The 26,733-nt window shown below is 62.3% G+C and carries 26 protein-coding genes; 6 read left to right on the plus strand and 20 right to left on the minus strand.

The window, feature by feature from the left end; translation table 11 throughout:
* Positions 1-15: 15 nt before the first annotated feature.
* The 10 genes from AWB66_RS17675 to rfbB all read right to left on the minus strand — a co-directional run bounded on the left by AWB66_RS17675 (position 16) and on the right by rfbB (position 11,551).
* Positions 16-990 carry a glycosyltransferase family 2 protein gene (locus AWB66_RS17675; RefSeq protein WP_159462917.1) on the minus strand — a complete coding sequence of 325 codons (975 nt, stop codon included), beginning with the start codon at positions 988-990 and terminating at the stop codon, positions 16-18.
* Entirely contained in the window at positions 990-4,838 is a 3,849-nt protein-coding gene (locus tag AWB66_RS17680) for a glycosyltransferase (RefSeq protein ID WP_087631486.1), read from the minus strand. The genes AWB66_RS17675 and AWB66_RS17680 overlap by 1 nt, the downstream gene beginning before the upstream one ends.
* A gap of 63 nt (positions 4,839-4,901) precedes the next feature.
* Complete coding sequence (locus AWB66_RS17685) at positions 4,902-5,645, minus strand: ABC transporter ATP-binding protein (RefSeq protein ID WP_200819006.1); 744 nt, start codon at positions 5,643-5,645, stop codon at positions 4,902-4,904.
* An 8-nt stretch (positions 5,646-5,653) separates the two neighbouring features.
* Positions 5,654-6,466, minus strand: a complete 813-nt coding sequence (locus AWB66_RS17690) for an ABC transporter permease (protein WP_087631488.1) — start codon at positions 6,464-6,466, stop codon at positions 5,654-5,656.
* Positions 6,453-6,962: a GNAT family N-acetyltransferase gene (locus tag AWB66_RS17695; RefSeq protein WP_087631489.1), complete on the minus strand. Its 510-nt coding sequence runs from the start codon at positions 6,960-6,962 to the stop codon at positions 6,453-6,455. The genes AWB66_RS17690 and AWB66_RS17695 overlap by 14 nt, the downstream gene beginning before the upstream one ends.
* Positions 6,959-8,203, minus strand: coding sequence for a DegT/DnrJ/EryC1/StrS family aminotransferase (locus tag AWB66_RS17700; protein WP_200819007.1), 1,245 nt, complete (start codon positions 8,201-8,203; stop codon positions 6,959-6,961). Before AWB66_RS17700 ends, AWB66_RS17695 begins: the two co-directional genes overlap by 4 nt.
* Entirely contained in the window at positions 8,112-8,663 is a 552-nt protein-coding gene (gene rfbC / locus AWB66_RS17705; protein WP_087631491.1) for a dTDP-4-dehydrorhamnose 3,5-epimerase, read from the minus strand. Before rfbC ends, AWB66_RS17700 begins: the two co-directional genes overlap by 92 nt.
* A complete protein-coding gene (gene rfbA, locus AWB66_RS17710) occupies positions 8,660-9,541 on the minus strand; it encodes a glucose-1-phosphate thymidylyltransferase RfbA (RefSeq protein ID WP_087631492.1) in 882 nt (293 codons plus the stop codon). Before rfbA ends, rfbC begins: the two co-directional genes overlap by 4 nt.
* A gap of 14 nt (positions 9,542-9,555) precedes the next feature.
* The gene (gene rfbD / locus AWB66_RS17715) at positions 9,556-10,506 is read right to left on the minus strand and encodes a dTDP-4-dehydrorhamnose reductase (protein WP_087631493.1); all 951 of its coding nucleotides are present in this window, start codon (positions 10,504-10,506) and stop codon (positions 9,556-9,558) included.
* Positions 10,499-11,551: a dTDP-glucose 4,6-dehydratase gene (gene rfbB / locus AWB66_RS17720; protein WP_087631494.1), complete on the minus strand. Its 1,053-nt coding sequence runs from the start codon at positions 11,549-11,551 to the stop codon at positions 10,499-10,501. Before rfbB ends, rfbD begins: the two co-directional genes overlap by 8 nt.
* A gap of 355 nt (positions 11,552-11,906) precedes the next feature.
* On the opposite strand from rfbB, the gene AWB66_RS17725 reads away from it, so the two are divergent.
* Complete coding sequence (locus tag AWB66_RS17725; protein WP_087631495.1) at positions 11,907-12,764, plus strand: symmetrical bis(5'-nucleosyl)-tetraphosphatase; 858 nt, start codon at positions 11,907-11,909, stop codon at positions 12,762-12,764.
* A 3-nt stretch (positions 12,765-12,767) separates the two neighbouring features.
* Here AWB66_RS17725 and AWB66_RS17730 read toward each other — a convergent pair whose 3' ends face one another.
* The 6 genes from AWB66_RS17730 to AWB66_RS17755 are packed head-to-tail and all read right to left on the minus strand — an operon-like array spanning position 12,768 to position 17,503.
* Positions 12,768-13,577: a lysophospholipid acyltransferase family protein gene (locus AWB66_RS17730; protein WP_087631496.1), complete on the minus strand. Its 810-nt coding sequence runs from the start codon at positions 13,575-13,577 to the stop codon at positions 12,768-12,770.
* A gap of 2 nt (positions 13,578-13,579) precedes the next feature.
* Complete coding sequence (locus AWB66_RS17735; RefSeq protein ID WP_087631497.1) at positions 13,580-14,857, minus strand: dihydroorotase; 1,278 nt, start codon at positions 14,855-14,857, stop codon at positions 13,580-13,582.
* Between the two features lie 10 nt (positions 14,858-14,867).
* Positions 14,868-15,911 carry an aspartate carbamoyltransferase catalytic subunit gene (locus AWB66_RS17740; protein WP_087631498.1) on the minus strand — a complete coding sequence of 348 codons (1,044 nt, stop codon included), beginning with the start codon at positions 15,909-15,911 and terminating at the stop codon, positions 14,868-14,870.
* Between the two features lie 48 nt (positions 15,912-15,959).
* Positions 15,960-16,481: a bifunctional pyr operon transcriptional regulator/uracil phosphoribosyltransferase PyrR gene (gene pyrR, locus AWB66_RS17745; protein ID WP_087631499.1), complete on the minus strand. Its 522-nt coding sequence runs from the start codon at positions 16,479-16,481 to the stop codon at positions 15,960-15,962.
* Positions 16,468-16,914, minus strand: coding sequence for a Holliday junction resolvase RuvX (gene ruvX / locus AWB66_RS17750; RefSeq protein WP_087631500.1), 447 nt, complete (start codon positions 16,912-16,914; stop codon positions 16,468-16,470). The genes pyrR and ruvX overlap by 14 nt, the downstream gene beginning before the upstream one ends.
* A gap of 10 nt (positions 16,915-16,924) precedes the next feature.
* Entirely contained in the window at positions 16,925-17,503 is a 579-nt protein-coding gene (locus AWB66_RS17755) for a YqgE/AlgH family protein (protein WP_087631501.1), read from the minus strand.
* A gap of 30 nt (positions 17,504-17,533) precedes the next feature.
* Between AWB66_RS17755 and AWB66_RS17760 the strand changes: the two genes are divergently transcribed.
* The gene (locus AWB66_RS17760) at positions 17,534-19,009 is read left to right on the plus strand and encodes a cryptochrome/photolyase family protein (protein ID WP_087631502.1); all 1,476 of its coding nucleotides are present in this window, start codon (positions 17,534-17,536) and stop codon (positions 19,007-19,009) included.
* Here the strand turns inward: AWB66_RS17760 and AWB66_RS17765 are convergent.
* The gene (locus AWB66_RS17765) at positions 18,999-20,384 is read right to left on the minus strand and encodes a hypothetical protein (RefSeq protein ID WP_087631503.1); all 1,386 of its coding nucleotides are present in this window, start codon (positions 20,382-20,384) and stop codon (positions 18,999-19,001) included. The genes AWB66_RS17760 and AWB66_RS17765 overlap by 11 nt on opposite strands.
* A gap of 356 nt (positions 20,385-20,740) precedes the next feature.
* On the minus strand, positions 20,741-20,911 hold the full coding sequence (locus tag AWB66_RS17770; protein WP_025527884.1) for a rubredoxin: 171 nt from the start codon (positions 20,909-20,911) through the stop codon (positions 20,741-20,743).
* Positions 20,912-21,336: 425 nt separating this feature from the next.
* On the opposite strand from AWB66_RS17770, the gene thiD reads away from it, so the two are divergent.
* From thiD to AWB66_RS17785, 3 genes are read left to right on the plus strand one after another with little or no spacing between them, the layout of a single operon-like run.
* Positions 21,337-22,224, plus strand: coding sequence for a bifunctional hydroxymethylpyrimidine kinase/phosphomethylpyrimidine kinase (thiD, locus tag AWB66_RS17775; protein ID WP_087631637.1), 888 nt, complete (start codon positions 21,337-21,339; stop codon positions 22,222-22,224).
* Between the two features lie 28 nt (positions 22,225-22,252).
* Positions 22,253-23,029: a DUF72 domain-containing protein gene (locus tag AWB66_RS17780; RefSeq protein WP_087631504.1), complete on the plus strand. Its 777-nt coding sequence runs from the start codon at positions 22,253-22,255 to the stop codon at positions 23,027-23,029.
* Between the two features lie 29 nt (positions 23,030-23,058).
* Positions 23,059-23,475 (plus strand): hypothetical protein, encoded by a 417-nt coding sequence (locus AWB66_RS17785; RefSeq protein WP_200819008.1) that lies wholly within the window; start codon positions 23,059-23,061, stop codon positions 23,473-23,475.
* 118 nt (positions 23,476-23,593) lie between these two features.
* On the opposite strand, the gene groL is transcribed toward AWB66_RS17785, so the two are convergent.
* Both groL and AWB66_RS17795 read right to left on the minus strand, forming a co-directional pair.
* The gene (gene groL / locus AWB66_RS17790) at positions 23,594-25,234 is read right to left on the minus strand and encodes a chaperonin GroEL (RefSeq protein WP_087631506.1); all 1,641 of its coding nucleotides are present in this window, start codon (positions 25,232-25,234) and stop codon (positions 23,594-23,596) included.
* Between the two features lie 115 nt (positions 25,235-25,349).
* Positions 25,350-25,640, minus strand: coding sequence for a co-chaperone GroES (locus AWB66_RS17795; RefSeq protein ID WP_025527889.1), 291 nt, complete (start codon positions 25,638-25,640; stop codon positions 25,350-25,352).
* Positions 25,641-25,891: 251 nt separating this feature from the next.
* Between AWB66_RS17795 and AWB66_RS17800 the strand changes: the two genes are divergently transcribed.
* A complete protein-coding gene (locus AWB66_RS17800; RefSeq protein ID WP_087631507.1) occupies positions 25,892-26,608 on the plus strand; it encodes a DUF2242 domain-containing protein in 717 nt (238 codons plus the stop codon).
* The last annotated feature ends 125 nt before the right edge of the window (positions 26,609-26,733 follow it).

A 26,733-nucleotide genomic window follows, 5' to 3' on the forward strand; every position in this document is an offset into this window, starting at 1 on the left:
CAGCGAATTTTCCGCTTAGAGCGTCGCCTCACCGCGGCGTCCGGCCCATCCATCCCGAACGCCCTGCCGCATACGAAGCAAGCGAGTGCCACGCGGGGGTACACACAATCCGAAGAACGCCATCGAGCCAAGGAGTCGCAGGAACAGAAAGGCTCGCCATGCCCAAGACATCGGCACTTCTCGCAGTAACAGAATGGTATTTCGGCACATGTAGTAGTCCCGCAGCGGCGAGTGGACGAACACCTCACGAGGGCGTCCCATCCAGACTTTCACGACTTCGTCACCGAGCGAATGCGTGAGCCTCGCGCCGGGCACAGCGAATAACTGATAGCCGCGATTGAGCGCACGCAAGCACCACTCGGTGTCGACATGATCGATGAACAGATCGTCGTTCATGCCCCCGATATCAGCGAGGACATCCGCGCGCACGAGCGTTCCCGACGAAATCAGAAAGTCGACCGGCATCTCGTCCCGTCCAGCTTGACAGGTCTCGCGGTAAAGCCATCCGCCGCGTCTGGAACAGATGAACCGCCCGCTCGTTCCCGTGCGCTTGTCCACGATCACCGGCCCGAGCGCTCCCACAGCGTGACCACGCGCACGCAATCGCAAGTCGGAGTCGAGCAGACGTTGCACCATGTCACTCGCCGCGATGCTGTCGTGATCGAGGAACAGGATGTAGTTGCACACCGACGTCGACTTTGACTCGCGTGCGATTGTTTCGACGCCGCGATTTTGCGCTGCCGCGATGCCGACATTTCGTGCGAGACGCACGAAGGTGCAGTCACGGCGCAGCGCAACTTCCTGCAACGCATCCGCGATAGCACTCGCCGAGCCGTTATCGACGATCACAACGCGTTCGACTTGCGGTCGCAGCGCCGCGAGGACTCCGGCGAACGCCTCCGGTGCGGGATTGTAAGTCACGATGACCGCAGCCATGCGCAAATCGCAAATCGCGTCGTCCGGCTCTGCTCGCCGCCTCGTGAACGTCATCAGGCGTTCCTTCTCACGCGAGTGACGCGGGAGGCGATCATCGTCTTGACCCGCCCGATACCGACGATCGCACGCAATCGGATGCGACCCAGCCGTTGTCGCGTACGGATCATGGCAAGCGTGCGAGCGTCTGGCATCTGGATGGGATCGCCAGTTCCGTATTTGCTCGAAAATTCGCAGAGCATGGTTCGCCATTGCGTGGCGACCACGCTCTGCGCATAACGCAAACGTACGTCCTCATAGGCCGCTTCGGCGATGCTCTCGCGTAAGTCCGTGTCGGTTACCAACCGTTCCAGCGCGTTAAACCAAGCCTCGGTCGTGTGTTCGACGAGCAGGCCCGTCTTGCCGTCGATCACCGTTTCCTTGTATGGAGACGAGTTCGTGTACACGCCCGCGATCTTGAGTCCGCCGTATTCACGATACTTGTTGTTGGTCTTATAGAGGTTTGCCGTCGAAGCGGTCATCGGGGCGATGCCAATATCGAGTGCCTGCGAAGCCTTCAATGCAATGAACTCCGCATAGTCGACCACCGGTTCAACAAACGAGACCCGATCTCTACCACGCAGTTCCGGCGGGCAATATCCGAAGAACGTGAGCGACACATGCGCGTGGCAATCAAGCAGGCGCTGGAACGCCGGGAGGATCTCGACAAAGTCCGGCGCGCGCGTGATGCTTCCCGCAAAGCCGATGCGCACTTCGCCCGGCCCTTTGTCGAATGCTGCTGTGTTCTCGACGAGCGAGAAATCGAACGGCGCGTTTAGATGCACGATCTCCGTACGCGGGAACATCTTCTTGATGTATTCCCCAAGTAGTGCCGAATTCACGATGACGGCCTTTGCTCCTTTGATCGCACGGCTCAACGTCCAGCGCACGGGCTGAAATTGATAAAACTGGGCGACGGGTGAATCGCCCTTCAATTCCCAGAAATTGTCGTCAATGTAGTAGAGATAGGGAATGCCATGCAGCGCCATCCACTGCAGCATTGGCTCCGCGGCGGGACTCGCGATCCGGCTGAGCAGCACAAGTCCGCCATCGAGCACCGACATCGGAGTGAAATCCGTCACCAGGATCTTTTCGACACTGCCGAGTTCGCCGAGCGCTTCCGTAATGAGACGGCCGATGATCTGATTCGTCGGTATGTCCCCTTCGACTATCATCTTGACCTTGATGGTCGGGGCACGTTCTTCTCCGATCCCAGCGGCGTCGTTGCTGACGGGCGCGGCGCTCACTGGGATCTTGCCGCTAGGCTCCAGCAATTCGATGAACGGCGACGGCGCACCATACAGCATCTGAAAATGCGTGCGATTGGTCAGTTCGAACACATATACCGGCGTGGTCGAGGCGCAACTCAGACGTAAGCGCCAGACCTGCCCTCCTTGGATCTGAACCGCAGGGAAGTGGAATGAAACCGGCTGATTCAGATCGATGCGCCGGAGTTCACGGATCGCGCTGGCAGCGAGCTTGCCCGAAGGTGAAATCAACTGAATCTTGAATTTGGCCTGCTTAGGCCCGTCGGTCGCGATCGCGAGCGATACGCCGCCCAGCGTCGTGTCGGGGAGCGTCAATTCGTAGTCGTGATAGGCCTTATCATGCAGGCTGTCGCTGTACTCGAGTTTGTTGTCGCGCCGCTTCCAGCCGTACTTCACCGCATCGCGCTGAAGCGGAAGAAACGCTGGCGCGCAATGAGCCCAGAGGTCGTTTGGACGTGCAAGAATCCGGTGACGCCACGAAAAGCGACGGTTGCGTCGCAGTGCAAGCAGTTCCTCGGCGTTGCGTCGCAAAGCCTCGTCGACTTCGTGCTGCACACCGGTCGTTCCGCTTCCTTGTGTCGTCAGCAACGCCGTAAGTCGATGATACTGCCTCGCCCAGGATGGCGCGCCGCCGTTCGCGCGCAGTATGCCAAGCAGGACGTCGCGATTCACGTTGCCCGAGAACGCCTCCGCGCAGAATGTGCGGTTGCGCGCCAGGATGGCTTCTCTATCGAAACGCTCGTCCACAGCGCCGCGCAGCGTCGCATGCCACGCATCGATGTCGAAGGGGTTCTCGACGACGAGCGCGTTCGCGCGATCCTCGATTTCGAGGTATGGCGGGATTCGCGGCAACACGGCCACCGCGTTGAGCAGGCGCGCGGTCAAAACCGGATGGAGCGTCTTGTACTGATTGTTCGCGGTTTCGCCCGGTGCAAGCAGCATGAAGTCCGGAGCAAATCGTGCGAACCTCTGCACGACATGAAGATAGCCGGCGCTCCAGGGGAGCAGCGTCACACGCAGCGATGGAGGAAGCTTATCTAGCCCGTCATCGTTACTGCGCAACCCGGGCGCGACGAAGTGAATCTTGCGGCCTTCGCTGGCAAAGCGCGACAAGGCGGGAATGAGGACGTCCCACAAACCCTTCGAACGCCAGAAGCCGCCCATGAAAGCAACGACGATTTCATCCGCGTCATGCTTCTTACCATGGGCCGCACGCGCTTGCTCTTCATCCTGCCGCGCGCATGCGACGGGAAAGAGGCTCAGTTGCGTGTGCAACTCGTTGCGGCGGAAATAGTCGACGAGCGCGTTGCTACTGAGCAACGCCCCGGCAAACGGCCGTAGCGATTCCTTCAGCCCGCGCTTGCTGAAGTCTTCGGTATGCATCATCGCCTCGCCTTTCTCGGCGAGTACGGACATGTTGTCATCCAAGAAGTAATAGGCGGGAACATCGAGCGTTCGCGCCGCGTCGATCCAGGACTGATATACGCGAACGGCGCGAACGACCACGAGGGCGGTAGCGCGTCCAAGCGCGTTGAGATAGCGGTCCGGTTCATTCGGAACTACGAGCACTCGCCGGCTCAAGGGTTCGGGCAACATGTCGAAGTACAGCGCGACCGACGCGTCGTACTGCACTGTCACCACGAGGATGTAGCCCTGGTCATCGGGTGGCGCGGCGGCCATAGTCTCCGCGAGCTCTTCCTCCGCCGGAAAACCGAGTGCCTGAGCCGCGAACGCGCACGCAGCACGTGTCGGCCAGCCATGCTCCGTGAACGCGGCGACCACGTCATAGTTGGCGATGCTCTCGCGTTTCAGCGCGTGATCGCGTTCCGTACGCATCCACTCTTCGATCGCCCAGCGGTCGACTTCGAGCAATTCGCTAGGGGCCGAGGAAGGATGGCGTACGCCAATCGCAACGTCGACGGGCTGAAATTGGAAATAGTTCGCGAGCCGCCGCCAGAGGTCCCACTCGGAAACCTGGGCAAGCAAGACATGCGGGTCGGTGCAGCCGACCAGATCGAATGCGGCGCGAGGAATCAGCGCCGTGTTGCGCCCAACAAAGTTGGATACGCGTAGCATGATCGCGGGCTTGCCGCGATCGGTGGAAAACTCGGCAATCGGCTCGCCGGTCACCAAATCTCGAATCTGAGTCTCGACAAAGCCATAGACAATCGCATTCTCGCAGCCCGCCTGAGCCTTCTTCTGTGCTTCGAGCAGATGTGCAAGCGCGCCACGGTCGAACTCATCTTCCTCTCGTGCGAGTACGAAAAAACCGCCGCGCGCTCGTCTCCAGGCCTCGACCCAGCCGATTGCGGGAATGCCGATCCGGCTTTGATGACGCAACACGGACAGGCGTCCGTCGCGGGTGCACACGTCATCGATCCAGGATGCGGTAGCCGTGTCGCCGCTATCGTCGACGACGATTACCTCGAGCGACAACTCTGACTGGGCGAGCGCGGATTCTATTGCGCGAGAGACGATAGCCAAGTCGCTGCAGGAAACAACGAGCAAAAGCGACACGTCCGGGGCCACCGCATCCCGCACCGACGCACCGGCGCCTGGTAGCCATTTCGTGTCCTGGGTAAGCGTATCGACGATCATGGTAGTTGTCGCTGCTAGGGAGTATGGCGTGAGCGCCGCCACGGGGTAGCCGCGCGACTCGCGTTACTGACCGGCGGTGCGCCGGTACTCATTGAGCACGTCCTTTGCCGCCCCATCGAGGACGATCTCGCCCTTGCGCAACCAGATGACACGTTCACAGAACGATTCGAGCATATCGAGACTGTGGCTCGAAAACACCAGAATCTTTCCTTGCTCCATAAACTCATGCATGCGCTGCTTCGCCTTGTTGGCGAATTGCACGTCGCCCGCGCCCATGACCTCGTCGAGCAGAAGAATCTCGGGATTAATCGCGGTCGAGACCGAAAAGGCGAGACGAATGAACATACCCGCCGAATAAGTCTTGACCGGATAATCGAGAAACTCGCCGAGCTCCGAAAACTCCGCGATCTGATGAATACGTTCCTCGACCTCTGCAGGCGAAAGTCCTAGGAGCATGCCCCGTATGCGAATGTTGTCCCAACCGGTCTGCGTCATTTCGAAGCCGGTCGCGAGTTCGAACATTGCCGAAACGTGTCCGTTGATGCGCGCTTCGCCGGACGTCGGCGGGTAGATTCCCGCCATCACCTTCAGGATTGTGCTCTTGCCCGCTCCGTTCAGTCCGATGAGCCCGACGCGTTCGCCATGGTCGATGTCGAGCGTGATGCCCTTCAACGCATGCACGACACGGCGTTCCTGCTTTTCGCCTTGGCGGCGGCGCCGCAGCGCGTTGACCACCGTGGTTCTCAGGCTCTCGTGTCGCGCGCCAACGTCGAACCTCACGCCGACGTCGCGCAGGCTGATCTTCAAATCTTGCGTCATAGCACGTACACAATGCGTTGTGACATCTTTCTCACGACCAGAACGGCGACGATGCCCATGACGACACAATAGCCGAGCGAAACGCACACCACTTCGAGCGGAGGCGGTGCGCTATTGAGCAACGGGTACCGGATGATTTCGATAAGGTAGTACAGCGGATTAAACATGTAGATGAAAGCGAGACCACGGTCTTTGAGCATCGCCACCGTGAAAATTACCGGTGTCAAATAAAACGCAATCTGAATCAGACTACCGAGCAAGTGAGGCAGATCCCGAAAGCGAACACCCACATGAGCGACGATCACGAGATGGAAGAAATTGATCAGCAGGAAGAGCGCGAAGCCAGGCATCACCCAGAGCGCGCCCCACCCGATCTGCCGCCGGTAAAGCGCCATGCAAACGAAGAAGATCACCAGGCCGATCGAAAATACTATGACGTAAGGCACCATTGCGCGGTAGAGGTAAATAATCTTCGGAAAGGGGAACTGCTTGATATAGCCTTCGGCGACAATAAACGCCGATGCACCTTCGACGAGCGAGGACGTGATGAACGACCAGATCACGAGACCGATCGTCAGGAACGGCAGAAACTCGTTCATCGGTTGATGAAACAGCCGACCGTAAATCAGCCCTACCGCCGCGATCACGGCGGCAAGGTTGATCAGGATCCAGGTGGGTCCCAGCACAGAATTGCGGAAGCGGCTCTTGACGTCCTGCACTCCCATGTGGAGCCAGACGCGCCAGAGCTTCGCCGCGCTCACGAACTCGCCCAAAGAAGGACGCGAGTTCGCGCTGTTATAGGTAATCATCAATACTCCGTTCCATTCTTATTAAGCCGTCGGTGCTTCGCGCAACCGCAAAGCCGAGCGACTCATACAGACGCCGGGCACGTGCGTTGGTCTCGATGACATCAAGATATACCGAACGCAGCGCGAGCTGGGTGGCAGCGAATCGCATCAGAGCGTCAATCGCCTCACGCATCAAGCCTTGGCCCTGAAACTCCGACGCCACGACGAAGCGCCCGATTTCCGCTGCGCGCTTATCATCGTCGATCGCGTAGATAGCGACCTGCCCGACCTTCGCCCCTGAGTCCACGCGCTCCACTATGAACGCCAGGTCGTCTGCCTTCTCGCTATAACGCACGAACCATTGATGATGCGCATCCCATTCGAGGGGCGCGGAACTCTTGAATTGCTGGCGAACGCCATCTCGATTGCGCCAGACAAGCGTCTCGCGGAGGTCGTCGTCCGCGAGGAGGCGCAGGCGCACAGCGCCAAAGGAATACGGCGCGTGAGCTAGCTTCATTTCGCGGCGTACTGACGAACCAGGGAAGCGATCAGTTCGACGTCCTTGCGTGAGACGCCCATGTGCATTGGCAATGACAGGATTTCGGTGCTCGCCTGATGCGCGTTCGGGCACTGGCCCTTTCCGCTCGCATACATGCGGTATTCCGTATTGTCACGATAGTGGACGCCCGGATATACCTCGTGCTCGTTCAACGCGAGCATCAGTTCGTCGCGGTTCTTCACACGAATCTGGAACAAGTGACGCGACGACTCGCAACCCTTCGTAATCTTCACGAGCTTGATGTTGTCCTGGCCCCACAGTAGTTCTTCATACCAGCTCGCCAACTGACGGCGGTATGAGTTGTCATTGTCAAGATACTTCAGTTGCACGAGGCCGATCGCTGCCATGATCGAGTTGCCGTGATACTTGTAGCCGACTTCCTCGACGTCGTACATCCACTTGTATGCGCCTTGCGTTGCGGTGCGGGCGTAAGTGTCCTTGTTGATGCCGAGCCAGCTCATCTTGCGCACGCGCACGTCGTCTTCTTCGTCCTGGAAGCAGATCATGCCAGAGTCGGCCGTCGGCAGATTTTTCACGGCCTGGAAACTGAACACCGTCACATCCGCATCGTGACCGACATGACGTCCGTGGAAACGCGAGCCGGACATGTGCGCAGCGTCCAACACCACCTTGATGCCGCGCTCCCGACAAATCTTTAACACCTTCTCATACTGGCCGACATTACCGCCGACGCCAACAAATACGATGGCTCGCGTCTTGTCGGTAATTCGGGAAGCGACGCTGTCTGGGTCGAGACAGAGCGAGTCGTCGACGTCGGCAAACACCGGCGTCAGTTTTGCGTATAGGATTGCGTGGTTCGACGACACGAAAGTAAGCGGCGTCGTAATGACTTCGTCACCGTCTTCCCAGTCGAACTTGGTCTTGAAAAGTTCCAGCGCCAGATGCAAGCCGACAGTGTTCGAACTCAGATAATGAGCGTGCTTCAAGCCTGTGTAGCTCTTCCATGCCTCTTCGAACTGGTTCGTCTTGAAACCCAGCCCCGTCCAACCCTTGACGAGACATTCGCGGATTTCTTCGAGACACTCATCAACACGGAAATTCGGCACGAACAATTGAATAGCCACGTACTTCTCCTGAGGATTCTGTTTAATCAAATAATTCAGCTTTAGCGAGTGAATATGCCGCTTCGTCTTTCTTGGAAAGAATAGGCTGAATCCCGGTGGGCCAGCCGATTCCAATATCCCGATCGTCCCAGCGAATCGATCGCTCGAATTCGGGTGCGTAGTAATCGGTCGTCTTATAGAGAAATTCCGCAGACTCCGACGTCACCACAAAGCCATGCCCGAATCCCGGCGGCACCCAAAGCTGCCGCTTGTTATCCGCCGTCAATTCGACACCAACCCACTTTCCGAAAGTCGCCGACGAACGGCGCAAGTCTACGGCGACATCGAAAACGCTGCCAATAATGACGCGCACGAGTTTACCTTGCGGCTGCTGAATCTGGTAATGCAGGCCCCGCAGGACGTTCTTCGCCGAGCGCGAGTGATTGTCCTGCACGAATTCGGCTTGCACGCCGGTCACTTCGCCGAACTGCCTCGCATTGAAGCTCTCGTAAAAGAAGCCACGCTCGTCGCCAAAGCTTTTCGGCTCCAGAATGAGCACTTCGGGAATTGCCGTGGGAATGGCTTTCAAATTCATGCAACCGACTCCTTGAAAACGCGTTGGAGATATTGGCCGTATCCGTTTTTGGAAAGCTCGGACGCAAGCTTCCCTAGCTCATCCGCGGAAATCCACCGATTCCGGAAGGCGATCTCCTCTGGGCAGGCGACCATCAAGCCTTGCCGTTTTTGAAGCGTAGCAATGAATACCGCCGCTTCCTGTAGAGAATCGTGCGTCCCGGTATCGAGCCATGCGTATCCGCGCCCCATGATCTCCACGTTCAACGTCTGCTTCGCCATATAAGCCAAATTGACATCGGTGATTTCGAGCTCGCCGCGTGCCGATGGCTTGATCTCGCCAGCGATATCGCAGACGTCGTTGTCGTAGAAATAAAGGCCCGTCACTGCATAGTTCGACTTGGGCACTTTCGGCTTTTCCTCTAGCGACAGTGCGCGGAACTTGTCGTCGAATTCCACGACCCCATAGCGCTCGGGGTCCTGCACGTGATACGCGAACACGGACGCGCCCGTCTCGCGAGCGGCTGCCCGCTGCACCTGAACTTGCAGATCGTGGCCGTGAAAAATGTTATCGCCAAGAATCAACGTCGACGGATCGTTGCCGATGAAGTCGCGTCCAATCAGAAACGCCTGCGCGATGCCATCGGGGCTTGGCTGCTCGGCGTATTGGATATTGACACCCCACCGCTTGCCATCGCCCAGCATTTCGATGAAGCGAGGCGTGTCCTGGGGCGTGGAGATGATCAGAATGTCGCGGATGCCGGCCAGCATGAGCGTGCACAGCGGATAGTAGATCATCGGCTTGTCGTACACTGGTAACAATTGTTTCGAGACTGCGCGCGTAATGGGATAGAGCCGTGTCCCGGAGCCGCCGGCGAGGATGATACCTTTTCGATTCATGGCATTTCTCTCAATCAAATGTTGCGCGGCGCCTGATCGACGAAGACGTTTCTCGCGTCGATAAATCGGTTCACGAAACGACGAACGCCCTCTTGCCAATCCGGCAACTCGATGCCGAGCGAACTGCGAAGCAGCGATGTGTCCAGCCGCGAATTGGCCGGCCGAGGTGCCGCCTGGCCATATTCCGCCGACGTCACGGGTGAGATCCCTTCATGAGCGACCCGTACTGGAACGCCTGCTTCATACATCAACTGGACAATGAAGCGCGCGTATTCATACCAACTGGCCTCCCCCGAGGCGCACAGATGATAGACGCCCGAACGCATGGGCATGTCGCTTCGCAGATAAGCCCGCACCGAATGCGCCGCAACGTCCGCGACCAGTTCCGCAGCCGTCGGGGCACCGACCTGATCATTGACGACCGTCAACGCATCGCGCGTTTGCGCCGCGCGCATGATGGCCTTGATGAAATTGCCACCGTTCGCCCCATACAGCCAGCTTGTGCGAAAGATGTAATGCTTTTCGCACGACTCCATCACCGCCCGCTCGCCCGCAATCTTACTCGCACCGTATTCGGACACCGGATTTGGAGTGTCACCTTCCGTGTAGGGCGCGTTCTTGCTGCCGTCGAACACATAGTCCGTCGAATAATGCACGAGCAACGCGTTCAGGCTGGCGGCTTCCTCCGCCAGCACGCGCGGCGCGTCAGCGTTGACCGCCCGTGCAAGCGCCACCTCGGTTTCGGCCTGATCCACCGCGGTATAACCACCCGCGTTGACGATCACATCGGGCTTGATACTGCGCACAACAGTCCTAACTTGCTCCGTCACACATAGGTCGCACTGTTCGCGGGTGAGCGCAGTCACGCGTCCCAGCACGGCCAGGCTGCGTCGAAGCTCACTTCCAACCTGCCCTCCCGCGCCGATGACGAGAATGCTAGGCGAAAGCCTGGAAGATTCATTCATTCCCGAGCGACTCCACCCTGCGATATTCGCCAGAGGTAACGTGCTCCCACCACTCGCGGTTCGCGAGATACCACGCCGCCGTCTTGCGCAGACCCGTTTCGAAGGTTTCCGCGGGTTTCCAGCCAAGCTCGCGCTCGAGCTTGCGCGCATCGATGGCGTAACGCTGGTCGTGTCCCGGGCGGTCTTTTACGAAGGTGATTTGATCGCGATAGGCCCCGGACGCCTTAGGTTGAAGTTCTTCGAGCAGTTCGCAGAGCGTGTTGACGACATCGATATTCGCCTTTTCGTTCCAGCCGCCGATATTGTAGGTCTCGCCGACCTTGCCGGCTTCGAGCACGCGACGGATGGCCGCACAGTGATCCCCGACATATAACCAATCGCGGACGTTCTTGCCGTCGCCGTACACGGGCAGCGGCTCGCCTGCGAGTGCGCGGGTGATCACGAGCGGAATCAGCTTCTCGGGGAAGTGATACGGGCCGTAGTTGTTCGAGCAGTTGGTCGTAAGCGTGGGCAAGCCATATGTATGATGATAAGCGCGCACGAGATGATCCGATGCCGCCTTTGACGCGGAGTAAGGACTATTTGGAGCATACGGCGTCGCTTCCGAGAACTGCGGATCGTTGGGACCGAGCGAGCCGAACACTTCGTCGGTGGACACCGCGAGGAAACGGAACGCGGCTTTCTGACGGTCCGGCAGAGCATCCCAATAGGTACGGGTAGCTTCGAGCAGCGTAAAGGTACCGACGACATTCGTCTGCACGAAGTCGGCCGGACCGTGAATGGACCGATCGACGTGACTTTCCGCAGCAAAGTGGAGAATCGCGCGCGGCTTGTGTTCGGCGAGCAGTAAATCGATGGCAACGCGGTCACAGATGTCCGCACGGGCGAAGATGTGCTTCGGATTGCCGGCCAGCGACTTCAGCGTTTCGAGGTTACCCGCATACGTCAGCTTGTCGACGTTCAAAACGGGTTCATCCGAGCCCTTGAGCCAATCCAGAACAAAATTGGCACCGATGAAGCCGGCGCCGCCCGTAACGAGAATCATATGAGCCCTTTTTAACGCCCCCAGCGCATGATACGGCCGAAAGCACCCTCGAATTTATGAAAAAATTACGCGATCTGCGCGAACGTTGCTGTCGAAGACGAATGCCGTAAGACCGGTGGCCGTTGCTCTCCGCGGCAATTGATAAGCCGCTAATTATAAGGCCACAGTGTGCAAAAACGACACGACTAACAACTTGATACAGCTACAGGCTTTTGCTTGCAAGCGGTTGCAGCGTGTCACTCCGGCGGGCGGGGGTCAAATTCCGCATATGCCGCAGGTATCCGCCGCCGTTCATAATGCTCTCCATCTGCGTATCCGCATTCCTGCCGGCAACGCCCGCCCCGATCTTAATTCTATGGACGACACACTGAACGCCAGCGCTGGCTCTGCGCGACCCGCCCCAGTCGTCTTCGGCGATCTTCAAGGTTGCTGCAAGCCATTCCAACGTTTGCTTCGAAAAGCGGCCCCCGGCCCCGACACCCCGCTCTGGTTCGCTGGCGACCTGATCAACCGCGGCCCGGAATCGCTCAATACCCTGCGCGACGTGATCGCGCTCGGCAGCCGCGCGACCGTCGTCCTCGGCAACCACGACCTGAACCTGCTCGCGGTCGCGGCCGGCCTGCGCAAGCCGAAGAAAGGCGACACGCTCGACGAGATCCTCGCCGCGAAAGACGCGGACGATCTCATCGACTGGGTGCGCCACAAGCCGCTCGCGCACTTCGAGCATGGCGTGCTGATGGTTCACGCGGGCGTGTTGCCGCAGTGGGACGTCACGAAGACGCTGGAACTCGCACGCGAGCTGGAACAGGCGCTGCGTGGGCCGAAGTGGAAGGAGACGCTCGCGTCGCTGTACGGCAACGAGCCGCATCGCTGGGACGATTCGCTCACCGGCGCGGACCGGCTGCGCGTGACGTACAACGCGCTGTCGCGCATCCGCTTTTGCACCGCAGAAGGCGCGATGGAATTCGCGAACAACGCCGGCCCCGACGCCGCGCCGCCCGGCTACATGCCGTGGTTCGACGTTCCGGGGCGCCGGACGCAGGACGTGACGGTCGTGTTCGGCCACTGGGCCGCGCTCGGCCTGATGGTCCGCGACGACGTGCTGTGCCTCGATTCAGGATGCGTGTGGGGAAACAAGCTGTCGGCGGTGCGGCTTGCCGCCGATCCGGCCGAGCGCGTCGTGACACAGGTCAGTTGCGCGATGAAAGGCTGACGATCAGGCGGTCCGCTGCGACGGCAGCGTGCCATCATCGGTATCGACCGAAGCCGGCGCGACAACCTGCGCCGGCGCCTCGCCGCGCATGCGGTGCAACGCCACTTCGATCGCCGCCTGCGCCTCGCTTGCCAGAAGACGCCTGTTCGCGCCCGGCGCGAGCGCCTCGCACACGTAAAGATGCGCGGTCAGCGGCGCGCCGCGCAGCAGCAGGTCGAGCGAATCGCCGAGCGTCATGTCGTCGATATAGGCGGGCGCCGTCGATTGCCGGCCGCGCGCGTCCTCGTACATGAGGCAGACCGGCTGCACCGGACACGACGCCGACACCGCCGCCTGAAACAGGTTCGCGTGAAACGGCAGCAGCTTCTCGCCGCTCGACGTCGTGCCTTCCGGGAACACGCACATCATCTCGCCCGCCATCAGGCGATTCGCGAGTTCGTGCATGATGCGCTTCGCGTCGCTGCGCTTCTCGCGCTGGATGAACACCGTGCCGAGCTGCTGCGCCAGCCAGCCGACCACCGGCCAGTTGCGAATCTCCGCCTTCGAGACGAACGGCGTCGGCCGCCACGCGTTGATCACGTAGATGTCGATCCACGAGATGTGATTGCCGACCACCAGCACGCCGGCGTCGAGGCGCGCCTCGTCGTTATGGACGACGAGCCGCATGCCCGCGAGCCGTAGCATTTTCAGCGACCACGCGCGGTTCATCTCGCGCCGTGCCTCGGCGGAGGCGCGCGGAAAGCGCGTCGCGACGATCCACATGCCGTGCAGCAGGTGAACGACGAGACGCAGCTTCGCGCCGACGAGACGCATCGTCAGCGCGTCTCGAAGGCGATGTGCCCCGCGACGATCGTCGCGCGCACGCGGGCCGGCAGTTCGTAGCCGAGAAACGGCGAGTTGCGTCCCTGGCTCTTCAGCTTGCGCGGATCGACGAGCCAATCCGCCGACGGATCGAAGACGCACAGATCGGCGAGCGCGCCCATCGCGATGCGTCCCGCCGGGAGCTTGAGCACGTTGGCGGGCGCGGACGAAATGCGCGCGAGGGCCTTCGCCAAAGGCAGGTTCGCCTCGCGCGCCCACTTCACCGTCAGCGAAAGCAGCAGTTCCAGGCCCGTCGAACCGGGCGTGGCTTCGGCGAACGGCAGCAGTTTTTCGTCGTCGTCGAGCGGCGTGTGGTCGGAGCAGATCGCGTCGATCGTGCCATCGGCGAGACCCGCGCGGATCGCTTCGCGATCGCGCTGCGAGCGCAGCGGCGGATCGAGGCGATATTGCGAGTCGAAATAGCCGATGTCGATGTCAGTCAGGTGAACGTGGTTGATCGTGACGTCGCACGACACCGCGAGCCCTTCGGCCTTCGCGCCGCGCACGAGTTCGACGCCCGCCGCGGACGACAGATGCGACAGATGCACGCGCGCGCCCGTGACGCGCATCAGCTCGAAAATGGTGTGCAGCGCGATGGTTTCCGCCGACACCGGCACGCCCGAGAGGCCGAGCCGCGAGGCCACCGCGCCGCTCGCCGCGACGCCGCCGCTTGCCATGTACGCGTCCTGCGGACGCAGCCACACGGTATAGCCGTAAGTGGTCGCATATTGCAGCGCGCGCAGGAGCGTGCGGGTATCGACGATGGGATTGTCGGCCTGCGAGAAGCCGATGCAGCCGGCTTCCGTCAACTCGACCATTTCCGTGATCGCCTGCCCTTTCAGGCCGACGGTCAGCGCGCCGAGCGGATACACGTGCGCCTGATGCAGCTTCTGCGCGCGGAACTTGAGCATTTCGACTAGACCGGGCTCGTCAAGCACCGGGTCGGTGTCGGGCGGGCACACGAGGCTCGTCACGCCGCCCGCGATGGCCGCCGCCATTTCGGATTCGAGCGTCGCCTTGTGCTCGAAACCCGGCTCGCGCAGCCGCGCCGAGAGGTCGACGAAACCGGGCGCGATGGCGAGACCCTTCGCGTCGATGGTCTTCGCGGCGCTGAAGTCGGCGGGCGCCTCGCCGATCCCGACGATCCGTCCCGCCGCGATAAAAACGTCCGCTTGCCGCTCGGTGCCGGCCGCGGGATCGATGAGCGTGCCGCCCTGAATCTGGATCTTCATGTCGTGTTCTTTAGTCGCTATTTCCGGCCACAATGCCCATCACCGCCATGCGCACCGCGATGCCGAACGTCACCTGATTCAGGATCACCGACTGCGGTCCGTCGGCCACTTGCGAATCGATTTCGACGCCGCGGTTCATTGGCCCCGGATGCATCACGATCGCATCGGGCGCGGCGAGCGCAAGTCGCTCGGGCGTCAGGCCCCAGCTCTTGAAATATTCCTGCGCGGACGGCAGCAGCGCGCCGCTCATGCGCTCGTTTTGCAGGCGCAGCATGATGATCACGTCGACGCCCTTCAGGCCTTCGTCGAGATTGTGATAGACGTGCACGCCCATCTGTTCGAGGTTGCCCGGCAAAAGCGTGCGCGGCCCGATCGCGCGCACTTCCGGCACGCCGAGCGTGGTGAGCGCATGAATGTCCGAGCGCGCGACGCGCGAATGCAAAATGTCGCCGACGATCGCCACGCGCAGCTTCGTGAAGTCGCGCTTGTAATGGCGGATCGTGTACATGTCGAGCAACCCTTGCGTCGGGTGCGCATGACGGCCGTCGCCGGCGTTGATCACGTGGACGTGCGGCGCGCAATGCTCGGCGATCAGATACGGCGCGCCGCTCGACGCGTGGCGCACGACGAACATGTCGGCGTGCATCGCGGAGAGATTGTTGATCGTATCGAGCAGCGACTCGCCCTTGCTCGTCGACGACGCATTGATGTTCAGGTTCAGCACGTCCGCCGACAACCGCTTGGCGGCGATCTCGAAGGTGGTGCGGGTGCGCGTCGAGTTCTCGAAGAAGAGGTTGAACACCGACTTGCCGCGCAACAGCGGCACCTTCTTCACTTCGCGGTCGGTGACGCTCACGAACTGCTCGGCGGTATCGAGAATATGCGTGACGATCGAGCGCGGTAGCCCTTCGATGGTCAGCAGGTGTTTCAGCTCGCCATTCTTCGTGAGCTGCGGATTGCCTTTGAGAAAGCCGTATCTGAACGTGTCGGAGGCGCGCGCGGACGCGTTGTCCGGCGTGCTGCTTTCGGCAGAACCCTGAGTGGCGGTGTTCATGTCAGTCCTGACGGGTTATTTCGATTGAGTCGAGGGTGTTGCTGCGCGCTATGCGTGGCTCGCGCGCGCTTCGGTCGTGAAGGCGAAGGTGCCGTCGTCGCGTTTGGCGAGCACGAGGTCCACGTCGGCCGACACGTCCACCACGCCGCCGACGAAGCGCGCCGCGATCGGCAGTTCACGCCCGCCGCGATCGGCGAGCACGGCGAGATCGACCGAAGCCGGACGGCCGTAGTCGTAAAGTTCGTTGACGGCCGCGCGCGCGGTGCGCCCGGTGGAGAGCACATCGTCGATCAGCACGATCCGGCGGTTGTCGACTTCGAACGGGAGCGAGGTGGGGCTCGCCTGGCTGTGCAGGCCCTTCTTGGCGTAGTCGTCGCGATGCAGCGACACGTTCACGACGCCGAATTCCTTCGCGCCCAAATCCTGCGCGAGCCGCCCGGCAAGCCAGGCGCCGCCGCTGTAGATGCCGCAGAGCACCGCGCCATCGGCTGCTTTCAGCGACTCGCCGTGAGCCGCGCGAATCTGGTCGAGCAACGCGCGATAGAGCGCTTCGGCGTCAATGGGACTCATGATCGTCGGACAGTCCGTCTAGAAATTGTTGGAGGATGACGCGGGCGGCTTCGGCATCGATGTCGTCGAAGCGGCCGCGGGCGTTGGGGCGCACGCCGCCCGCCTTCAGTTGCGCTTTCGCATCGACGGAGGAATAGCGTTCGTCGACCCAGCTGACCGGCACGCTGAAGCGCCCGTTTACCTGATTGCCGAAGCGCTTCGCCTGCTGCGTCATGTCGTGAGGCGTGCCGTCCGGATGGAGCGGCAGGCCGACCACGACCGCATCCGGCTTCCATTCGTCGATCAGCTTGCCGACCGTTTCGAAACGATAATCGCGATTGCGGTTTTCGAGGACGACGAGCGCGCGGGCCTGCCGCGTCAACGTATTGCCAACCGCCACGCCGATACGCTTCTCGCCGTAATCGAAGGCGAGCAGAGTCGCGGCCCGGTTCATGCGTGGCCCATCAGGCGTGGCCTGCTTCGCCGGAAAGCATCGAGCGCGACACGCCGAGCAGCGACAGCGCCGCTTCGAGGCGATCTTCCGCGGGTACGTCGAAAATGATGCGTGAATCGGCTTCCACAGTGAGCCAGCCGTTCTTCGAGATTTCCTCTTCGAGCTGCCCCGCGCCCCAGCCGGCGTGGCCGAGCGTGAGGAGAAAGCGGTCGGGGCCCTTGCCGCTCGCGACGGCTTCGAGCACGTCTTTCGAGGTGGTCATCGCGAGGCCGCCGGGCACGCTCATCGACGAGGTGTACGGCTCGCCCTCGCCCGGTTCGTGCAGGACAAAGCCGCGTTCGGTCTGCACCGGTCCGCCGAAATAGACGGGCAAATGCACGAGCGGCTCGATTTCGAGCTTGAGGTCGATGCGATTGAAGAGCGACTGCAGGTCGATGTCGGTCGGCCGGTTGATCACAAGGCCGAGCGCACCGCGTTCGCTGTGATCGCAAAGGTAGACTACCGTTCCCGAGAACGTCGGATCGGCCATGCTGGGCATGGCGATCAGGAACTGATTCGTCAAATTGATGCGATCGGAAGTCTTGGACATAATTCAGAATTTTACCAAAGGCGCTACGTGATGGCCGACTTTGATCTGGGGCTGGTGTGGTTTCGGCGTGACCTGCGCGTGGCAGACCATGCTGCACTCTATCACGCGCTTACGCGGTGCCGCCGGGTGCTGTGCGCCTTCGTTTTCGACCGCGAAATCCTCGCGCCGTTGCCGAAAACCGATCGCCGCGTGCCGTTCATTCACGCGAGCGCCGTCGAACTGGACCACGCCTTGCGCGACGCGGGCGGCGCGCTGATCGTGCGTCATGGCGCGCCGCTTCACGAGATTGCCTCGCTCGCCCGCGAATGCGGCGTGCAGGCGGTCTTCGCCAACCGCGACTACGAGCCGTCGGCGAAGGCGCGAGACGCCGCGGTCGCGGAAAAGCTGGCGGGCGCGGGCGTCGCGTTCTTCACGTTCAAGGACCAGACGATCTTCGATCACGACGACGTCCTGACGGGCGCCGGCAAGCCGTACACGGTGTTTACGCCGTACAAGCGCAACTGGCTCGCGACACTCACGCCGGATGCGCTCAAGCCCTATGCGTCGGAAGACGCGTTTTCGGCGTTGGCGAAACCGCCTTCGAGTGTGAAGCACGCGATCCCTTTACTCGATGCGCTCGGCTTCAGCGCCACGCACGCGCTGGCGCTGCCGGCGGGTACGAGCGGCGCGCTGAGTCTTTTCGACGACTTCCACGACCGCATGCCCGACTATCACCGCACGCGCGACTTCCCGGCGGTGAAGGGGCCGAGCTATCTCGGCGTGCATCTGCGGCACGGCACGATCTCGATCCGCGCGCTCGCCCGCAGCGCGCACGATGCGCAGCGTCACGGCGACCGCGGCGCCGAAACGTGGCTGTCGGAACTGATCTGGCGGGACTTTTATTTTTCCGTGCTGCACCATTTCCCGCAGGTCGGCGTGCCGGGCGATCATCGCGCGTTCAAGCCGGAATACGACCGCATCCGATGGGAAACCGGCGACGCCGCCGATGCCGACTTTGTGGCGTGGTGCGAAGGCCGGACGGGCTATCCGCTCGTCGATGCCGCGATGCGCCAGATCAACCAGTCGGGCTACATGCACAACCGTCTGCGGATGGTGGTCGCGAGTTTTCTGACGAAGGACCTCGGCATCGACTGGCGGCGCGGCGAGGCGTACTTCGAGGCGCTGCTCAACGATTTCGAACTGTCGTCGAACAATGGCGGCTGGCAGTGGGCGGCATCGAGCGGCTGCGACGCGCAACCGTACTTCCGCATCTTCAATCCGGTGACGCAGTCGGAGAAGTTCGATCCGCAAGGCAAGTTCATTCGCCACTATGTGCCGGAAGTGGCGGCGCTCTCCGACAAGGACATTCACGCGCCGTGGCGCGCGAAACCCGACGCGCTCAAGGCCGCGACAATCGCGCTCGGCGCGGATTACCCGCTGCCCATCGTCGATCACGACACGGCGCGCAAGACGACGCTCGCGCGCTACGACGTCGTCAAAAGCGCGCGCAACGGACCTAGCGTGTGACCGCCGTCTGCCGCTCGATCATCGCGATCAGCGACAGCACCGAGCCGCGCCCCTCGGCCGGCGCAATGCCCGCCGCCGCCTGATGCAGCATCGAGCGCAGCGTTTCGGCGGCGCGCTCGGGGATAGCGGCATCGAGCGTGTGGGTCTGGAATTCATACGCGATGCGCCGCCACGCGAGCCCGAGCGTATCCGCGAGCAGCGCGACGTGCCCGAGCCCGAGCGAACACGCCGCCGCGCCCAGCCGGTACGCTGCGTCGGCGGCATGCAGCGCGGCATCCGTATCGACGCTGCCGGTTTCGCGCGCCGCGCCGCCCCGCTCGACCAGTCCGTCGATCGACACTTCCGCGCTCTGCAAAAAGTCTTCGTAGGCGGCCGCGTTCACGCGCAGCACGCCGAGGTCGCGCGTGACGGCATCGCGGGTCGCGGCTTCGGCCGCCTCCGCCGCGCCCTGCTCCCATACCGTTTCGGAAGCCTGCGTCGCGGCGATATGCCACGCCACCGTGAGGCCGTAGTCGCGCAGGACGTCGACGTGGGCCGCATCTTCGGGGCGCGCGCCGAAGAGCGCGAAGTCGCGCCAGAGCAACGCGAGCGTCGCGCGCACCAGCGACTTCGGCGCATACGACGACGCATGCGCCTGATCCGCCAGCACCAGATTGAAGCGCGCGTAGAGCCGGCGGGCGTCGGCGGCGGGGGCGTCGGTCGGCGCGTTGGTCGGCGTGATGTGCGCGCGCTCGCGCAGCGCGCGCACGGTTGCCACGGCAAGGCGCCAGAAATCGTAGGGATCGGGGCTCGCGAGATCGGAGAGACACGCGTCGAGCCGGGCGAACGCGTCGTCGCCGTTGTCGGACGGCGTGCGCAGCAGCGCGAGCAGCGCCTCTTCGTAATGCGCCCGCACCCGCGCGAGGCGCTCGGGCGCGATCGGGCGCAGCGTCGCGGGCGGGATCGCGCGGCCGGCGAGCGCGAGATCGTCGAAGGAAACCGGGGCCACGCGCGTGTGCGCGGCGAAGAGCGCGTGCAGCGCGCGGTAGTGGTCGAAGAGAACGGTCGAGCACGCAAGCTCGCGCAAGTTGCGCCTCTCGACTGCCGCGCCGAACACGCGCAGCGTATCGACGATGCGTGTGCGGTTGGCGTCGCTGTCGTCGCCGAGCGGCGCGACGAGCGCCAGCGTCTCCGTGAAGCGCTGCGCCGGCAGCCAGCCCGCGGCGTGCAGCGCGTTGATCGCGCGCTTGAGCGCCGCGGCCGAATCGCCCTGGCGCTGGAACGCATGCAACGCGTCGGCAAGCGCCATTTCGGCGCTGCGCACCGACCCGCCGCGCGGATTGGGCAAGGCTTCAAACGCAACGGACAAATCGGGCAGGTCGAGTCGAATGGTCATGGAAGCGCTCACGTGCCGTTTCGCGGCCCTCGGCCGCACGCGGGTTGAACTGCATCATGGCTGAGCCGGACCGAACAGGCCAGCCGGGGCGGCCCCGACCCGGGCTCAACCGGACATCGAACGGGCCGCCGGCCCTTCGGCCCAATGTTCCGACATCGGGCCGACACTCAAGCGTAAGCCTAAATCACGCGAATGGGGTTCGATCGTTTGCTTTTCGCGTGGCGGGCGGCGTTTCCTTCGTCGCAACAAAAAGGCCCGACAAAAACAGGCCCGACAAAAACGCACGCCCAAACGACGCGCGCCGCATGACGGTGACGTCATGCGGCGCGGCATCGGTGCCGGCGCGCGATGCCGGCTCAGATCTGGACCATCTCGAAGTCTTCCTTACGGGCTCCGCACTCGGGACAGGTCCAGTTGATCGGAACGTCTTCCCAGCGCGTGCCGGGCGCAATGCCTTCTTCGGGCAGGCCCGCTTCTTCGTCGTAGATCCAGCCGCAGATCAGGCACATCCAGCTTCTGTATTCCATGCTTATGCCGAGTCGAATAGTCGGTTGAAATTTAAGGACATGATGGTACCGTGTTGCCGCCCCGATGCCTAGCAACAGGCTTTCCGGCCGGGCGTTTCCCGGTCTTCGGGACCGCTTCGCCCTGCCGTGGCGACAGCGCGAAATCATACCGCGCACCCGTCCCGCCGCGCCGTCACCAAAAGCCGCGACGATCGAGCGGGCCCCCGCGCGAATCTTCCGCAAAATGTAGGCAAAGAACGCCCTCTCGCGCCCCTCCAGTGCGATTAGGCCGCATAATCGAAGCAATTACACCGTCTTGGTCTGGCCGTCCGGGCACGTAGTTTAAGACTCGTTCGCTAGCCGGTGCGGCGCTTTATCCCACGTTTGCCCGTGTTGCTTCCAGCCGCTTTTTTACGCCTTTTCGATCTTCCATGCCTGCTTTCGTCATGCCCAGCGACACGCCTCCGATCGTTCTCACGTTCGGCCTCTCCGACCCGACCGGCGGCTTCGGTCTGCAAGCGGACCTGCTGACGCTCGCGAGCATGGGCTGTCACGGCGTGTCCGTGCTGACGGGCTACACGGTGCGCGATTCGGCCACGACCGACGAAGTCACCGGCCTCGATCCGGACACGGTCGCGACCCAGGCGCGCATGTTGCTGGAAGACATGCCGATTGCCGCGTTCAAGATCGGCGCGGCGACACGGGCAGAAGTCGTGAGCGCGATCGCCGAGGTGGTCGCGGACTACGACGACATCCCGCTGATCCTGGCTCCCGACTTCACGCTCGACGATGAACACGTCCTTTCCGCCGACGAACTGCGCGAATCGCTCGCCGACCTGCTCGTGCCGCAGACGACCATGCTAGTCGCCGATCACACCACGTTGTTGCAGCTCGCCCAGCCTGACGGCGACGCCGAAGCGCCGAGCCTCGACGCCGCGATCTCGCATTTGCTCGCGCAGGGCTGCGAATATATCCTCGCGACGGAGACGGGCACGCATCGGCACGTCAACACGCTCTACAGCGAGGAAGGCCAGGTGCGGCAGGACACGTGGGACCGCAGCCCGAATCGCATGATGGGTCTGACGGATACGCTCGGCTCGGCCATCGCCGCGCTGCTCGCGAACGGCCAGGAACCGGCCGAAGCCGCGCGCGAGGCGCAGGAGTACCTGTTCCAGGCGACGCGCGCCGCGTTCCGCCCAGGCATGGGCGCGTATTTGCCGGACCGCTTTTTCTGGGCGCGCTCGAACGAGATGGACGACACCGACGGCGCGACGCCGCCCGATGCCGTCGCGGACGAGCCGCCGCCAGCCGCGCCGGGTGCAGCGCGTCACTAAACCTACTACGACGAGGCGTTGAGAGCGCATGCCGTATCGACTGCCCCACCTTCACAAGGCAATCCATCACGGCGCGATCCGCGTCGGCTGCGCCGGCTGGGGCCTGACGAGCGCCGTCGGCTCGCACTTCCCTGCCGAGGGCACGCATCTCGAACGCTACGCGCACGTGCTCACCTGCGTCGAGATCAATTCCAGCTTCTACAAGCCGCATCGCGCCCAGACTTACGAAAACTGGGCGCAGAGCGTGCCGTCGTCGTTTCGCTTTTCCGTGAAGCTCGCCAAGGCGATCACGCACGATGCGCGGCTCGTCGGCTGCGAGGCGCTCCTCGACGAGTTTCTCGACACGACGGGCAAGCTCGGCGACAAGCTCGGTTGCTGGCTCGTGCAACTGCCGCCGAGCCTCGCGTTCGATGCGAATGTTGCCGAAACGTTTTTCACCGCGCTGCGCGAGCGCACGCAGGTGCCGGTGGCGTGCGAGGCGCGCCATCCGACGTGGTTCACGACCCAAGTGGCCGCGCTGCTGAAGTCGAAACACATCGCCTATGTGGACGCCGACCCGATCCCCGACGAATGCGAGATCAGGCATCGCGCGGACGCGTCGCTCGTCTATGTGCGGCTGCACGGGTCGCCGGATCTGTATAAATCGTCCTACGACTACACCTACCTCGACGATCTCGCGCACACGCTGCAACAGCGCGCGAAAAAAGGCGCGCAGGTGTGGTGCGTGTTCGACAACACGGCCCAGGGCGCCGCGCAGCCGAACGCGCTGCATCTGCTCGCGCGTCTCAAGCCGCATCACAAGTGACGTTTCGATTCCTACGCGAGGAGAAGCCAATGCGCAGGTGGATTGGAGTGGTGAGCCTTGCCGCGATGCTGTGCGCCGCGCTGCCTGCGTCGGTGTCGGCGCAAACGGATGCGACGCCGCCGCCGAACGCCGCGCCCGCCGGCGACGGCACCTTTCTGCTCACGATCTTCCTGAAGCACGACCAGTCGAAGCCTTTGCCGAAAATCAACGAACAGTTGAAGGAGCAAGGCTACTTCAAGGCGTTTCCGCCGCCGGGCGTGCAGGTGGTGTCGTGGTACGTGATGATGGGCATCGGACAGGTGGTCACGCTGCGCGTGCCGGCCGACCGTCTGCGCGAAGTGAACCGCGCGATCGAGAATACCGCGTGGGGCGGCTACACGACCGAGTTCTATCCGACCTACGATTACAAGGCGGTCGCCGAGCAAATGCGGGCGCAGTCGAAATAATCCTGACGCGCACAAAAAAACCCGCAAGGCCTTTCGACCTTGCGGGTTTTTCATTTTGGCACCGACGCGGATTTCCTTCGAAACCCGCGCCCGGGATGCAGACCGGCGCGAGCCGTTCTTACATGTCCATGCCCATTCCGCCCATGCCGCCGGGCATGCCGCCAGCCATCGGCGAATCTTCCTTCGGCAGTTCGCAGACAGCTGCGTCGGTAGTCAACAGCAGGCCAGCGACCGATGCCGCGTTTTGCAGCGCCGTGCGCGTCACCTTCGTCGGATCGACCACACCTGCGTCGACCAGATCGACGTACTCGCCCGTTGCTGCGTTGTAGCCGTAGTTGCCCTGGCCGGCTGCAACCGCTGCCACCACGACGCTGGCTTCTTCGCCGCCGTTCGTGACGATCTGACGCAGCGGCTCTTCCATCGCGCGCAGCACGATCTTGATGCCTGCGTCCTGGTCGGCGTTCGCGCCCTTCAGGCCTTCGATGGCCTTGCGAGCGCGGATCAGCGCGACGCCGCCGCCAGCCACGATGCCTTCTTCCACCGCTGCGCGCGTTGCGTGCAGTGCGTCTTCGACACGTGCCTTCTTTTCCTTCATTTCGACTTCGGTCGCAGCGCCGACCTTGATCACTGCCACGCCGCCGGCCAGCTTCGCCACGCGCTCTTGCAGCTTTTCACGGTCGTAGTCCGACGTGGCTTCTTCGATCTGCGTGCGCACTTGCTTCACGCGCGCTTCGATCGAAGCGGCTTCGCCTGCGCCGTCGATGATCGTCGTGTTTTCCTTGCCCACTTCGATGCGCTTCGCCTGGCCCAGTTCGGCCAGCGTTGCCTTTTCGAGCGTGAGGCCGGTTTCTTCGGCGATCACTTGACCACCCGTCAGGATGGCGATGTCTTCGAGCATCGCCTTGCGACGGTCGCCGAAGCCCGGAGCCTTGACGGCGACAGTCTTCAGGATGCCGCGGATGTTGTTGACGACGAGCGTTGCGAGCGCTTCGCCTTCGACGTCTTCAGCGATGATGAGCAGCGGACGGCCAGCCTTCGCGACTTGTTCCAGTACCGGCAGCAGGTCACGGATGTTCGACACCTTCTTGTCGTGCAGCAGCACGAACGGGTTTTCGAGCAGCGCGACTTGCTTGTCCGGGTTGTTGATGAAGTACGGCGACAGGTAGCCGCGGTCGAACTGCATGCCTTCCACGACGTCCAGCTCGTCTTCCAGCGACTTGCCGTCTTCAACCGTGATCACGCCTTCCTTGCCGACCTTGTCCATGGCTTCGGCGATGCGGTCGCCGATCGACGAATCGCTGTTCGCCGAGATCGCGCCGACTTGCGCGATTTCCTTGTTGGTCGTGCACGGCTTGCTGATCTTGCGCAGTTCTTCGATGGCGGCCGTGACGGCCTTGTCGATGCCGCGCTTCAGGTCCATCGGGTTCATGCCCGATGCAACGTACTTCATGCCTTCGCGAACGATCGACTGGGCCAGAACCGTAGCCGTGGTCGTGCCGTCGCCGGCGTTGTCGCTGGTCTTGGAAGCCACTTCCTTGACCATTTGCGCGCCCATGTTCTGGAGCTTGTCCTTCAGTTCGATTTCCTTCGCGACCGAAACACCATCCTTCGTGACCGTCGGGCCGCCGAAGCTGCGTTCCAGAACGACGTTGCGGCCCTTCGGACCCAGCGTGACCTTGACCGCGTTCGCGAGGATGTTCACGCCTTCGACCATCTTGGCGCGAGCGGAATCGCCAAATACGACTTCTTTAGCTGCCATATCCAAACTCCTTGATTCGTTTCGGTTTTGTCGGCGGGGAGCGGGCTTTTGCACCTTTCGCGGCGAGATCCGGGATCGATCGCCGGCGCTCCGGACCGAACGTACAAATGGATGATTACTTGACCAGAACGGCCATGATGTCTTCTTCGCGCATCACGAGCAGTTCCTGCCCGTCGACCTTGACGGTCTGGCCAGCGTACTTACCGAACAGCACGCGGTCGCCCACTTTGACGTCGAGGGCGTTCTGCGTACCCTTGTCATCGCGCTTGCCCGGGCCGACGGCCAGGATTTCGCCTTGATCCGGCTTTTCGGCTGCGGCGTCGGGGATGATGAGGCCCGAGGCAGTCTTGGTTTCCTGATCCAGACGTTTGACGATGACGCGATCGTGCAAAGGACGAAGGTTCATACACACTCCTCTCTTAATTGAGACTGAAGAAACGCGGGAAAACCCGTACCAGTAGGCTTGGAGCCACCGGACGGCAAACTTGTTAGCACTCTCGTGCGGTGAGTGCCAATTATATGGACCGGTTGTGGCAATTTCAAGAAGGGAATTGTCGAGAGACGAAATGCGCGACAACGAAAGCCCGCGTCGCTTTTACGTCCGCCTCTGCGCCGGCACTACAATCTACCCCGCCGACGTCACTCGCCTTCCTTCCCATGCGCATCCGATTCCTCTTCCTCGGCCTCCCGCTCTTCGCTCTCGCCGCCTGCGGCGGCAAGGCCACGCCGACGCCCAGCTACCAGCAGGAGTTGTTCAGCACCGGCCCGAGCCCATACGCGCGCACTTTCGAGGCGCCGACGAAAGAAGCCTGCGAAGCCGCGCGCCGCGCGCTGCTTTCCCAAGGCTTCCTGACCACGATGGTCCAGCCCGACACCGTCGACGCCAACAAGAACTTCCAGCCGACTCCGGAGACGCACGTCGTCGTGTCGTTCCATGTCGTGTGCACGCCCGGCGAGAACACGACCAACACCAGCATCGCCTACGTGAACGCCGTGCAGGACGGCTACGCGCTCAAGAAAAGCGACACGTCCGCGAGCGTGGGCTTAAGCGTGCTCGGCTCGCTGTCGCTGCCGATCCGCTCGAACAGCGACGCGATGGTCAAGATCTCCAGCGAAACGGTCCCGGCGGGCAAGTTCTACGACCGCTTTTTCACGCTGATGAACCACTATCTCTACACGGTTCCGCGCAGTTCGCCGATCGCCGGCGAAACGATCAGGAGCGAGGCGCTCGCGCCATCGCTGATTCTCAACTCGCCCGAACTCACGCCGACGCCGATCGTCGTGCAGGCGCCCGCCGCCGCCGCGACGGCAATCCATGCATCCGATGCGGTCGCTGCATCCGCCCCGGCGCAGGCATCGTCGCCGATGCAGTGAGCGCGGCGCCACCGCCCGAACCGTTCCGAAAAACCTTTCCCGCGTTGACCGCGCATGACTGCGCGAGCACGGCGGGCGCGTCGCGCCAGAGGCGATGCGCCCGCCAGTCGGAATGCAAAAAAGCC

It is taken from the genome of Caballeronia telluris (assembly GCF_001544495.1).
GTDB lineage: Bacteria > Pseudomonadota > Gammaproteobacteria > Burkholderiales > Burkholderiaceae > Caballeronia > Caballeronia telluris.

What these genes read in the sequence shown, in the direction of transcription:
- AWB66_RS17765 (WP_087631503.1), bottom strand. Translation starts at nt 20,384, where the DNA reads ATGACCATTCGACTCGACCTGCCCGATTTGTCCGTTGCGTTTGAAGCC.
- AWB66_RS17795 (WP_025527889.1), bottom strand. Translation starts at nt 25,640, where the DNA reads ATGAACCTTCGTCCTTTGCACGATCGCGTCATCGTCAAACGTCTGGAT.
- AWB66_RS17735 (WP_087631497.1), bottom strand. Translation starts at nt 14,857, where the DNA reads ATGAAGATCCAGATTCAGGGCGGCACGCTCATCGATCCCGCGGCCGGC.
- rfbD (WP_087631493.1), bottom strand. Translation starts at nt 10,506, where the DNA reads ATGAATGAATCTTCCAGGCTTTCGCCTAGCATTCTCGTCATCGGCGCG.
- AWB66_RS17780 (WP_087631504.1), top strand. Translation starts at nt 22,253, where the DNA reads ATGCCGTATCGACTGCCCCACCTTCACAAGGCAATCCATCACGGCGCG.
- rfbB (WP_087631494.1), bottom strand. Translation starts at nt 11,551, where the DNA reads ATGATTCTCGTTACGGGCGGCGCCGGCTTCATCGGTGCCAATTTTGTT.
- AWB66_RS17680 (WP_087631486.1), bottom strand. Translation starts at nt 4,838, where the DNA reads ATGATCGTCGATACGCTTACCCAGGACACGAAATGGCTACCAGGCGCC.
- groL (WP_087631506.1), bottom strand. Translation starts at nt 25,234, where the DNA reads ATGGCAGCTAAAGAAGTCGTATTTGGCGATTCCGCTCGCGCCAAGATG.
- pyrR (WP_087631499.1), bottom strand. Translation starts at nt 16,481, where the DNA reads ATGAGTCCCATTGACGCCGAAGCGCTCTATCGCGCGTTGCTCGACCAG.
- AWB66_RS17800 (WP_087631507.1), top strand. Translation starts at nt 25,892, where the DNA reads ATGCGCATCCGATTCCTCTTCCTCGGCCTCCCGCTCTTCGCTCTCGCC.
- AWB66_RS17755 (WP_087631501.1), bottom strand. Translation starts at nt 17,503, where the DNA reads ATGTCCAAGACTTCCGATCGCATCAATTTGACGAATCAGTTCCTGATC.
- AWB66_RS17690 (WP_087631488.1), bottom strand. Translation starts at nt 6,466, where the DNA reads ATGATTACCTATAACAGCGCGAACTCGCGTCCTTCTTTGGGCGAGTTC.
- AWB66_RS17760 (WP_087631502.1), top strand. Translation starts at nt 17,534, where the DNA reads ATGGCCGACTTTGATCTGGGGCTGGTGTGGTTTCGGCGTGACCTGCGC.
- thiD (WP_087631637.1), top strand. Translation starts at nt 21,337, where the DNA reads ATGCCCAGCGACACGCCTCCGATCGTTCTCACGTTCGGCCTCTCCGAC.
- AWB66_RS17725 (WP_087631495.1), top strand. Translation starts at nt 11,907, where the DNA reads ATGGACGACACACTGAACGCCAGCGCTGGCTCTGCGCGACCCGCCCCA.
- AWB66_RS17785 (WP_200819008.1), top strand. Translation starts at nt 23,059, where the DNA reads ATGCGCAGGTGGATTGGAGTGGTGAGCCTTGCCGCGATGCTGTGCGCC.
- AWB66_RS17730 (WP_087631496.1), bottom strand. Translation starts at nt 13,577, where the DNA reads ATGCGTCTCGTCGGCGCGAAGCTGCGTCTCGTCGTTCACCTGCTGCAC.
- AWB66_RS17740 (WP_087631498.1), bottom strand. Translation starts at nt 15,911, where the DNA reads ATGAACACCGCCACTCAGGGTTCTGCCGAAAGCAGCACGCCGGACAAC.
- rfbA (WP_087631492.1), bottom strand. Translation starts at nt 9,541, where the DNA reads ATGAATCGAAAAGGTATCATCCTCGCCGGCGGCTCCGGGACACGGCTC.
- AWB66_RS17675 (WP_159462917.1), bottom strand. Translation starts at nt 990, where the DNA reads ATGACGTTCACGAGGCGGCGAGCAGAGCCGGACGACGCGATTTGCGAT.
- AWB66_RS17695 (WP_087631489.1), bottom strand. Translation starts at nt 6,962, where the DNA reads ATGAAGCTAGCTCACGCGCCGTATTCCTTTGGCGCTGTGCGCCTGCGC.
- AWB66_RS17770 (WP_025527884.1), bottom strand. Translation starts at nt 20,911, where the DNA reads ATGGAATACAGAAGCTGGATGTGCCTGATCTGCGGCTGGATCTACGAC.
- rfbC (WP_087631491.1), bottom strand. Translation starts at nt 8,663, where the DNA reads ATGAATTTGAAAGCCATTCCCACGGCAATTCCCGAAGTGCTCATTCTG.
- ruvX (WP_087631500.1), bottom strand. Translation starts at nt 16,914, where the DNA reads ATGAACCGGGCCGCGACTCTGCTCGCCTTCGATTACGGCGAGAAGCGT.